The sequence below is a fragment of the Streptomyces gobitricini genome (genome assembly GCF_039532985.1).
GTDB lineage: Bacteria > Actinomycetota > Actinomycetes > Streptomycetales > Streptomycetaceae > Streptomyces > Streptomyces gobitricini.
The window spans coordinates 19,042-28,433 of the sequence record NZ_BAAASR010000038.1 but is presented as its reverse complement, the minus strand read 5'-3'; the positions used below and the strand labels follow the sequence as shown (position 1 = coordinate 28,433).

At 73.3% G+C, this 9,392-nt stretch carries 9 protein-coding genes; 3 read left to right on the top strand and 6 right to left on the bottom strand.

Annotation, left to right across the window (positions count from 1 at the left end; all coding sequences use genetic code 11):
• Nucleotides 1–37: 37 nt before the first annotated feature.
• Together ABD347_RS27075 and ABD347_RS27070 are read right to left on the bottom strand one after the other, a co-directional pair.
• Nucleotides 38–460, bottom strand: a complete 423-nt coding sequence (locus tag ABD347_RS27075) for a hypothetical protein (RefSeq protein WP_344366110.1) — start codon at nucleotides 458–460, stop codon at nucleotides 38–40.
• Between the two features lie 5 nt (nucleotides 461–465).
• Entirely contained in the window at nucleotides 466–936 is a 471-nt protein-coding gene (locus tag ABD347_RS27070; RefSeq protein ID WP_344366094.1) for an ATP-binding protein, read from the bottom strand.
• Nucleotides 937–1,150: 214 nt separating this feature from the next.
• Between ABD347_RS27070 and ABD347_RS27065 the strand changes: the two genes are divergently transcribed.
• The 3 genes from ABD347_RS27065 to ABD347_RS27055 are packed head-to-tail and all read left to right on the top strand — an operon-like array spanning nucleotide 1,151 to nucleotide 3,091.
• Nucleotides 1,151–2,014: a helix-turn-helix domain-containing protein gene (locus ABD347_RS27065; protein WP_344366092.1), complete on the top strand. Its 864-nt coding sequence runs from the start codon at nucleotides 1,151–1,153 to the stop codon at nucleotides 2,012–2,014.
• A complete protein-coding gene (locus ABD347_RS27060) occupies nucleotides 2,015–2,260 on the top strand; it encodes a DUF397 domain-containing protein (protein WP_064072405.1) in 246 nt (81 codons plus the stop codon).
• 42 nt (nucleotides 2,261–2,302) lie between these two features.
• Nucleotides 2,303–3,091 carry an SAM-dependent methyltransferase gene (locus ABD347_RS27055; RefSeq protein ID WP_344366090.1) on the top strand — a complete coding sequence of 263 codons (789 nt, stop codon included), beginning with the start codon at nucleotides 2,303–2,305 and terminating at the stop codon, nucleotides 3,089–3,091.
• A 3-nt stretch (nucleotides 3,092–3,094) separates the two neighbouring features.
• Here the strand turns inward: ABD347_RS27055 and ABD347_RS27050 are convergent, their stop codons facing one another.
• From ABD347_RS27050 to tgmB, 4 genes are all read right to left on the bottom strand, one after another.
• The gene (locus ABD347_RS27050) at nucleotides 3,095–4,993 is read right to left on the bottom strand and encodes a M64 family metallopeptidase (protein WP_344366089.1); all 1,899 of its coding nucleotides are present in this window, start codon (nucleotides 4,991–4,993) and stop codon (nucleotides 3,095–3,097) included.
• Between the two features lie 57 nt (nucleotides 4,994–5,050).
• A complete protein-coding gene (locus ABD347_RS27045) occupies nucleotides 5,051–6,373 on the bottom strand; it encodes a 6-phospho-beta-glucosidase (protein ID WP_344366088.1) in 1,323 nt (440 codons plus the stop codon).
• Nucleotides 6,374–6,518: 145 nt separating this feature from the next.
• Nucleotides 6,519–8,306 carry a hydroxysqualene dehydroxylase gene (locus ABD347_RS27040; protein WP_344366087.1) on the bottom strand — a complete coding sequence of 596 codons (1,788 nt, stop codon included), beginning with the start codon at nucleotides 8,304–8,306 and terminating at the stop codon, nucleotides 6,519–6,521.
• A 124-nt stretch (nucleotides 8,307–8,430) separates the two neighbouring features.
• Nucleotides 8,431–9,369: an ATP-grasp ribosomal peptide maturase gene (tgmB, locus tag ABD347_RS27035; RefSeq protein WP_344366084.1), complete on the bottom strand. Its 939-nt coding sequence runs from the start codon at nucleotides 9,367–9,369 to the stop codon at nucleotides 8,431–8,433.
• Between the last annotated feature and the right edge of the window lie 23 nt (nucleotides 9,370–9,392).

Below are 9,392 nucleotides of genomic sequence, written 5' to 3'. Positions count from 1 at the left end.
CCGCCCGCCGTGGCCGGGGCCACAGCGGTCGGATGGGTCAGAGGCGGGTGCCGACGCCCGGGACGGTCCAGGCGGGGGCGACCCCGGTGAGCTGGCAGATCATGAGGTACAGCGGGATGGGCGGGGTGTACGGCGACGTCGTGCCGGGCCGGTGGATCAGCCGGGGCCGCCGGTCGGGGACGTACGCGCCCGCCGCGTAACAGGACGGCAGCGGCCACCGCAGGTCGGCGTCCGACCCGGCCGGGACGATCCACCACCACCAGTCCGTGTCGGCGAACACACAGCCGTTGCCCGGCAGCCGCGACAGCAGCCGGAAGCCGTACCGCGCCGGTACCCCGACCGCGTCGCAGCCCAGCGTGGCGGGCAACGTGGGCGGCAGCGTCAGCCGTACCTCCCCGTCGGGATCGGCGTGCCGGGCCGCCGGTTGCCGCCGGCCACGCGCCGAGAGCAGCGTGGCCATCGTCCTCAGCACGGCCCCGCCGTGCCGCCGTCGTGCCCCAGTTCCGCCCAGACGACACGCCCGGCCCCGTGCCGCGCGTCATGCGCGCCCCACGCGCTGCTGACGGCGTCCACGAGCAGCAGTCCCCGGCCGCCCTCCTCGGGCGAACCACGGCGCAGCCTCGGCGAGGCGGCCGGGCAGCCCTCGTCCTGGACCGAGACGCGCAGCTGCCGGCCGCAGTCCCGCAGCTCGCAGACCACCCGGTGGCTCACCGTGTGCACCACGGCGTTGGTGACCAGCTCGGAGACGACGAGCGTGACCGCCTCGCACACCGTGCCGTCCACCTCCCACAGCACCAGCCGTTCCTCGACGAGGTGTCTGGCTCTGGCGACCGACTCCGCGCGCGCGGGAAGTTCGAAGGAGAAGCGGCGGACATCGGCGGACATCGGGGGTCGTGGGGCTCTGAGCCGGGGGGTGAGCGCATTACCAGGAGCCACGACCGATTCCTAACGTGGGGGAGCGGCGCCGTACGTCGCCTCTCCCGTGGCAGAGCGCGGCAGCCGCGTGAACTGGTTCACCAACTGGTTCACCGGAATACTTTCCTCCCGACGCGGACACTTGGCAAGTGGCACTCTGAAAATTGCAGAGTGTGGTGTTCTCTGTGCCCGTCGCATGGCACACTCATCGAAAAAGCGCGTGGGGAGGTCTTAAGTGAGCGAGCCGCGGTCCGCCCCCACCGTGGGACAGGTCGTACTCGGCAAGCGTCTGCAGGATCTGCGGGAGCGGGCGGGCCTGAAGCGTGAAGAGGCCGCCAAGGTGCTCCGCGTGGCCCCGGCCACGATCCGCAGGATGGAGACCGCGGAAGTCGCGCTGAAGATCCCCTACGTACAGCTCCTGCTCCAGGCGTACGGGGTTCCCGCCGACGAGGCGGAGGGCTTCGTACAGCTTGCCGAGGACGCCAACAAGCCCGGCTGGTGGCAGCGCTTCCACGACGTCCTGCCGGGCTGGTTCAGCATGTACGTGAGCCTGGAGGGCGCCGCGAGCGTCATCCGCGCCTACGAACCGCAGTTCGTTCCCGGCCTCCTCCAGACGGAGGAGTACGCCCGTGCCATCCTGCGCGGTGGCGCCGTCGGCCAGGTGAAGCACGAGGACATCGAACGTCACGTCGCCCTCCGGATGGAACGGCAGTCCCTGCTCACCCGCCCCGACGCGCCGAAACTCTGGGTGATCATGGACGAGACGGTGCTGCGCCGTCCCGTGGGCGGCGACCCCGCCGTGATGCGGGCGCAGATCGACCGGCTCCTGGAGGCCGCCGAGCTGCCGAACGTCACCCTCCAGATCGCCGAGTTCGCCAGCGGTCACCACCCCGGCACGTACGGACCGTTCGTCCTCTTCCGCTTCGCCGTGCCCGAACTCCCGGACATGGTCTACAGCGAGTACCTGACCGGCGCGGTCTACCTCGACGCGCGCCCCGAGGTGGCCTCGCACCTCGAGGTCATGGACCGCATGGCGGCACAGGCCGCCACGGCACAACGTACGAAGGAGATCCTCAAGGATGTCCGCAAGGAGCTGTGAATGGATAGCGCAGAGCGCATTTACAACGGCATGCCCGCCGCCGAGCTCGGGGCCGAGGGGTGGCACAAGCCGTGGAGCGGCGGCAACGGCGGCAACTGCGTCGAGGCGATGAAGCTGGCCGACGGCCGGGTCGCGGTCCGCCAGTCCGCCGACCCCGACGGTCCCGCGCTGATCTACACGCACGGGGAGATCGCCGCGTTCATCCAGGGGGCCAAGTCGGGCAAGGCCGACTTCCTCCTCACCTGACTCCACGTCCACGTCCGTCCACATCGCCAGGGGGAGCGCCGCATGACCCGGATCGACACCAGCAAGCCACACCCGGCCCGCATGTACGACTGGTTCCTGGGCGGCAAGGACAACTATCCGGTCGACGAGGAGATGGCCGAACAGCTCCTCACCATCGACTCCCGGGGACGTGACATGGCGCGGGTCAACCGGGCCTTCATGCACCGGGCCACCCGCTGGCTCGGCGCCCAGGGCGTCCGCCAGTACCTCGACATCGGCAGCGGCATCCCGACCGAGCCCAACCTCCACCAGATCGCCCAGCAGGTCGCCCCCGCGTCACGGGTCGTCTACTGCGACAACGACCCCATCGTCCTCGCCCACGCCGAGGCGCTGCTGCGCTCCACCCCCGAGGGAGCCACCGAGTACATCCAGGCGGACGCGCGAGAGCCGGAGAGCATCCTCGAACGGGCCGGGAAGGTCCTGGACCTCACCCGGCCGGTCGCCCTGTCCCTGCTCGCCCTGCTGCACTTCGTCGACGACGAGGACGGCGCGTACGAGCTGCTCCGCCGGCTCGTCGAGCGGCTGCCGTCCGGCAGCTACGTCGTCCTGTCGCAGGTCACCGGGGACTTCGACCCGGAGGGTGCCGCCAAGGCGCGGGCGATGTACCAGGCGCGCGGCCTCACGCTGCGTCCGCGCACGCGCGAGGAGTTCACCCGCTTCTTCGAGGGGCTGGAACTCACCGAGCCCGGAGTCTCGCTCACCACGGACTGGCACCCGGAACTCGGCGAGGTCGTCCCGGTCGCGGGTGACGAACCGATCCCGGGGTACGCCGGCGTGGCCCGCAAGCCGTAGGGGCTAGCGGGCGGCCGGCGGCACCAGCGTGACGAGGAACCTCTTCGCCGGGCCGGTGTTCCCGGCCGAGTCGATCGTCCGGTACTCCACGGTGTGCGTGCCGTACTCGGGGGTCGCGTCGTCCCACGGCACCGCGCGCGGGGTGCCCAGCTTGCCGTACACCAGGCCGTCGATCTCCGTGCCGCCCGGAGTGAAGCGGAACGGCGCCCGCGCGTCCGTCGGCCAGCCGTAATACGTGTACCAGCCGTCGCCGTTCACCCGGAACTGGGTGACCACGTGTCCGGCCCGGTCGTCGCGCGCGGTCAGTCTCATGGTGAACGGGCCGTCGTACACGTACTCCACCGGACGGCCCGGGCGGTGGACCGTGCGCAGCGGCTCCGACAGCTCGTACGCGGCCGGGGCCGCTGTCGCGTCGACCGTCCAGCGCAGCTCGCGGTCGGTGCCCGCGATCCGGGCGGTCAGCGTGTGCGTGGTGCCGGGGCGCAGCCGCAGCGCAGACAGGTCCAGGTCACGGTCGCTGCCCGCGTCGACCACCCGCCGGCCGTCCAGCCGCCACTGGACGGCGAGGGTGCGGTCGGCCGGGTGCGTGGTGTCGGCGTACACGACCGACCAGGCCCCGACGGGCGCGTCGGTGGTGGTGTGCCCGGTGAACTCCGCGGCCACCGGGTCCGGTCGTGTGGTGACCGCCGTGTCGACGGTCCAGGTGACCGTCCGCGTCAGCGCCGCCGACCCGCGCATCGCCGGGTCCCGCACGAACGGCGTCGGGTCGGTGACCGTCGCCGTCAGGGTGTGCCGGCCGGGTGCCACGTCCAGCCGCCGCAGGTCGACCGTGCGGGCGCCGGCCGCATGCCGCACCGGGCGTCCGTCCAGCCGCCACATCACGTCCAGTTCACCGCCCAGCGGGTGCAGGGTCTCCACCCACACCGTCCGGTCGGCGCCGATCGGCGCGGTGTCCGGGGTGTGCCCCTGCACCAGGTTCACCTTCGAGGAGATCGCCCGCACCATGACCTCGCGGCCCACCTGGTCGAAGGCGTACCCGAGGGTCTTCATGAGCGAGTGCCTGCTGGGCCGCCACACGCCCTTGGTGCCGTACAGGCCGCCCTCGTACCGTCCGATGACACCGCCCGACTCGCTCTCCTCGCCCAGCCAGCGCCACCACTTGGCCCGCCGCTCCCTCATCTGCCGCTCCGTGAACACCGTGTGGTGCGCGGACGACGGCTCGCCGCCCTCGTACGCGCCGCCCGGCACACCGCGCCCGTAGTAGTCGTACTCGTCCTGGAGCCCGCCCAGCGAATGGCCGATCTCGTGCGGGGTGATGAGGGAGGACAGGGCGTTGCCGCCGGACGCGGTGGCATAGGTGCCGCCCGCCCCGCCGTAGGTGTCGCTGTTGGCGAGGGCGACGATCTGCCGGTTGGCGCTCGAAGAGCCAGGCACGAGGTCGGCGAGCGCGTTCGCGGCGCCGCTGTCCACGGTCAGCAGCCGCTGTACGCTGCCCGCGTCACAGCCGCCCCAGAAGCCCATCCCCAGCGGTGTGTCCCGGCGCGGCGCGTCCAGGCCGGGATCGCAGTCCACACCCGGCTCGGGGGACGGCACCTCGACGGCCCACACGTTGATGTAGGAGCGGTAGGAGGCGAACGGCTCGATGCTCCACAGCACGTGGAGGTGCTTGTCGACGTCGGCCCGGAAGTCGGGGAGCTGTCCGGCGGTGTAGCCGTCCCCGAGGAGGACCAGGTTGAACCGCTTGTTCGCCGGGCCCGTGGTGTGTACGGGGACGACGGTGGCGGACTCGGTGACCGGTGGGCGTTCCCCGGCGGTGGCCGGTCGGGAGTCCACCAGCGCGGTGGTGAGCAGGGAGGCCGCGCCGATCAGCGCGGCGGCTCGTCCAAGGCGTTGGGCAACCATGGGGCGGGAGCGTACGGTGCGCCCGACGGGCGGTAAAGACAACGCCGTCGGCCACCGTCAGGCCAGATGGGCCAGCCCCGGGTGCACCTTCGCGTACGCGTCCAGGAGCCGTCGCGCCACGGACACCGAGTCGACCAGCGGGTGCAGGGCGAAGGCCTTCACGGCCGTCTCCCGCGAGCCGCTCTCCGCCGCCGCCAGCACCTCGCGCTCGACCGCCTTGACCGCCGTCACCAGCCCGACCGCGTGGTGGGGGAGCGGCGCCACCGACACCGGATGGGCGCCGTTGGCGTCGACGAAGCAGGGCACCTCGACGACCGCGTCAGCGTCCAGCACCGACAGGGTGGTCCGGTTGCGGACGTTCAGGATGAGCGTGGCGCGCTCGTCGCGGGCGATGGCCCGCATCAGCGCCAGGGCCACCTGCTCGTAGCCGCCCGGCTCCAGGTCCTCCTCGGCCCGGTCACCGGCCCCGGCCGCCTCCCGGTTGGCCGCCATGTAGGTGGCCTCGCGCTCGGCGAGGGTGGCGTGCCAGCTCTCCAGGGAGGGCGCGCCGTAGAACGCGGCCTGCTGCTCGCGCAGGTACGCGCCCCGGGTCCGCGCGGCCTCGCGGTAGGCCCGTACCGCCTCGCGCTCGAAGTAGTAGTAGTGCAGGTACTCGTTGGGGATCGCGCCCAGGGAGCGGAGCCACTCGGCGCCGAACAGCCTGCCCTCCTCGAAGGAGCCCAGCGCCTCGGAGTCCGCCAGCAGCCGCGGCAGTTCGTCCCGCCCGGCGACCCGCACCCCGCGCAGCCAGCCGAGGTGGTTGAGGCCCACGTAGTCGAACCACGCCCGGTCCGGGTCGGCGCCCAGGAGGCGTGCCACCCGCCGCCCCAGGCCCACCGGCGAGTCGCAGATGCCGATCACCCGGTCGCCCAGGGCCCGGGACATGGCCTCCGTCACGAGGCCGGCCGGATTGGTGAAGTTGATGACCCAGGCGTCCGGCGCGATCCGCGCCACGCGGCGGGCGATGTCCACCGCCACCGGGACCGTCCGCAGCCCGTACGCGACACCGCCCGCGCCCACCGTCTCCTGCCCCAGCACGCCCTCGGCGAGCGCCACCCGCTCGTCCGCGGCCCGCCCGGCCAGCCCCCCGACGCGGATCGCCGAGAACACGAAGTCCGCCCCATGCAGCGCCTCGTCGAGGTCGGTGGTCACCGTCACCGCCGGCGCGTCCGGCACGTCCCGGGCCTGCTCGGCCAGCACCCCGCCGATCGCCGCCAGCCGGTCCGCGTCCACGTCGTGCAGCGTCACGCGGGTGACCCGGCCCTCCGCGTGGTCGCCCAGCAACGCCCGGTACACCAGCGGTACCCGGAACCCGCCGCCACCCAGAATCGTCAGCTTCATGCCGTCACGCTACCCGGCGGCGCGGGAGGGTCCGGGCACGGCCGACCGCTGCCGCGCCGGGGGCACACCCCGCCGGCCGAGGCGTTCCTCGGACGGGGCCGGGGGAGCGTGACCGTCCGCCGCCGGGGGCCGCGCGCGGCTGCCCTCAGCCGACGTCCAGCGCGTTGCGCAGCCCCAGCCGGTACCGGGTGCGGTCGTGCCGCTTCAGCGCCTCGATCTCCGGGGCCCGGAACAGCGGCTTCACGGCGCACCGCGGCGCGGCCGAACCGGCGCGTTCCAGCAGGGCGTTGACCGCCTGGCGGGCGGCGGCGTTGGCACCCTCCATCGTCGCCAGGTCGATGTCCACCGCCACGTAGTCGCCCGCCAGGAAGAAGTTCGGCACCGCCGTGGCCGCCGAGGGGCGGAGGGCGAACGTGCCGACCGGGTGGATCAGCAGCTCGTCCTCGTTGGTGGGATGCGGCGTGCCGAGCCCGTCCACGCCCGGGTCCAGGAACCACGAGTGGAGGGCGCCGTCCTTGAGCACGGTGCGGCCCGTGTCGTTGAGGGCGGCCTTGAGCTGGGCCCACACCTCGCGCGCCACCTGCTCGCGGGTGCACTGCTTGGCGGTCCGCCCGTACAGGATCCCCGGCTTGTCCCACTCCGAGATGTCCACGGACAGGCACTCCACGGCCACTCCGTCACCGTAGTCGGCGGCGAAGTCCCGCTCCGGCCAGTGCCCGGCCTGCGCGATCGCCGTCAGTGACCAGGGCGAGTCGACGCAGTTGACATGGCCGCGCACCATCGGCGGTCGCTCGGTCAGGTAGAACTGGATGCCCGTCATCCAGTCCGTCCGCAGCCCGTCGCACCGCGCCAGCTGCGGGTCCGCCGCGCGCAGCGCCGCGCCCCAGGTGCGGCGCGCGTGCTCGACCGGCAGCGCGCAGACGTAGTGGTCGGCGGTGACGGTGCCGCGTACGCCCGCGGGGTCCTCGACCAGCGCGCCGGTGACCCGGCCGGCCCCGTACAGCACCTCGCGCAGCGTCCAGCCGACCCGGAACTCGACCCCCAGGGAACGCAGATGGGCCTCCCAGGGATCGATCCAGGCCTCGTTGGTGGGCGCGTTGAGGATCCGGTCCGGCGGGCCGTCCGCGCCGCGGCCGAGCGCGTTGAAGACGAACGCCTCGCCGAGTGTGCCGACCGTGCGGGTGCTCGCCTCCTCCGCCTTGGTCGCCACGATGTTGCGGGTGACGCCGATGGCCAGGATCCGCTGGTACGTCTCCGACATCCGCGCCGCCCGGGTGAAGTCCCACCAGGGCGTGCGCTCCCACACCGTGTCGCGCCTCTCGTCGCAGCTGGTCAGGAAGACGAGCGCGCGGTTGACGAAGTAGGCGCCCTCGTGGAGGGGCAGTCCGGTGGCCGTCTCGACGAGCGCGGTGAGGGCGCGGCGGACGTCGTCCAGTGTGAGCCGCTCCGGCTGGTGGCCCGGCCACGGGATGGGCATCCGCAGGTCCTCGCGGCCCGTGCGGGCGAACATCATCTCGCGTGGTGCGACCAGGTTGTCGAAGACGCCGCGCGCGTTGCCGGGGAAGGGGATGCGCCGCATGGTGTCCGGCAGGTTGTGGTAGATGCCCGGGATGAAGCGGAAGCCGTGCTCGGCGGGCAGCGGCCGGCGTCGGCCCCGCGCGCTGCCGGGCACGTCCATGCTGCGCGCCTTGCCGCCCAGCGCGCGGCGCTCGTAGACGGTGACCCGGAAGCCGCGTTCGGCCAGCTCGTGCGCCGCGGTGAGCCCGGCGACGCCGCCGCCGAGCACCGCCACGGAGGGGCCCGGCGCACCGGAGGCCGCCGCGGGGGAGGCCGCCGCCGCGGGGGAGGGTGGCAGGACGCCCGCCCCGAGTGCCCCGGTGACGGCGGTGGCACCCGCCATGAAGGTGCGTCGCGTCGTACCCGTACGGTGCATGCCCCACCCGCCTTTACCCGCGGTAACGTCCCGTCGGAGGCAGGAGCTTAGGGCCGTCCCGCCGGGCCCCGGAACCACCGTGCGCTTCCCCCGTCGCACAATGGCCGGTTTCCACCGGGGCCGCTCAGGAGCCGGCCGGCGGCGGGGCTCCCAGCCAGGAGGCGACCGCGCCGGCGATCGGCTGGCCGGTCTCCAGCTCCACGAAGCCGAACTGCCCGCCCTGGTTGCACTCCAGGAACCACCACAGACCCTCGGAGTCCTCGGCGAAGTCGAACGCGGCGTACGCCAGACCGGCCAGGTCCATGTACGCGCGGACGGACCGGGCCGTCCGGTCGGGCACCCCGGCAGGCTCCCAGGAGTGGCCGGTGTCCCCGTATCGCCCGTCGACCTGCCCGTCGGCGGACGTCTTGCGCGCCGCGAACAACCGCCCGCCGACGCAGGTGAGCCGGACGTCGCCCCGCTTGGCCACATACCGCTGGAGCAGCGTCGGCCCGGCCGCCACACCCGCGAAGTCCGTGCCGGGCTCCACCAGCGTGGTGGGCAGCGCGACCGGCGGTTCGGCGCGCGGCGGCCCCGACAGGGACTTGACGACGACCCGCCCGTACCGCGCCGTGAACTCCTCCGCCACGCGCGGGAACGTCGTGACGAGGGTGGGCGGCACGGCGAACCCGCTGTGGTGCGCCACCCGCAGCTGCCACGGCTTGTACCGGGCCTGCGCCGCCTGCCGGGGGTGGTTCATCCAGCGCGCGGTCGTCGAGTACAGCATCCCGTACAGCGCCTGAGCGGTCTCGGCGCCCAGCCACGCCGACGTACCGGGCGCGTGTGCCGCCGGCTCGCCGGGCCTGCGCACCCAGATGGAGCGCAGGGCCCGTGAGCCGACCATCCGGCCCTGCGCCGACAGATGGCAGTGGAAGTCCCCGTGGACGTACTCGGCCGACAGGTCGGCCCCGCCGGGGAGATCGGCGGGGTCCAGCCGCATCAGCGGTATCCCCCGCTCGTGCAGCTCGGCCACCACCAGGTCGGCCGTGACGTCCTGAGGACTCGTCAGGACCAGTACGGTCATCAGCGCGTGTCCGACCGGGTCGC

Excerpts from the sequence above, each read along its gene's own strand:
- ABD347_RS27060 (WP_064072405.1), top strand. The coding sequence starts at position 2,015 with ATGGATAGCGCAGAGCGCATTTACAACGGCATGCCCGCCGCCGAGCTC.
- ABD347_RS27040 (WP_344366087.1), bottom strand. The coding sequence starts at position 8,306 with ATGCACCGTACGGGTACGACGCGACGCACCTTCATGGCGGGTGCCACC.
- ABD347_RS27075 (WP_344366110.1), bottom strand. The coding sequence starts at position 460 with ATGGCCACGCTGCTCTCGGCGCGTGGCCGGCGGCAACCGGCGGCCCGG.
- tgmB (WP_344366084.1), bottom strand. The coding sequence starts at position 9,369 with ATGACCGTACTGGTCCTGACGAGTCCTCAGGACGTCACGGCCGACCTG.
- ABD347_RS27055 (WP_344366090.1), top strand. The coding sequence starts at position 2,303 with ATGACCCGGATCGACACCAGCAAGCCACACCCGGCCCGCATGTACGAC.
- ABD347_RS27050 (WP_344366089.1), bottom strand. The coding sequence starts at position 4,993 with ATGGTTGCCCAACGCCTTGGACGAGCCGCCGCGCTGATCGGCGCGGCC.
- ABD347_RS27045 (WP_344366088.1), bottom strand. The coding sequence starts at position 6,373 with ATGAAGCTGACGATTCTGGGTGGCGGCGGGTTCCGGGTACCGCTGGTG.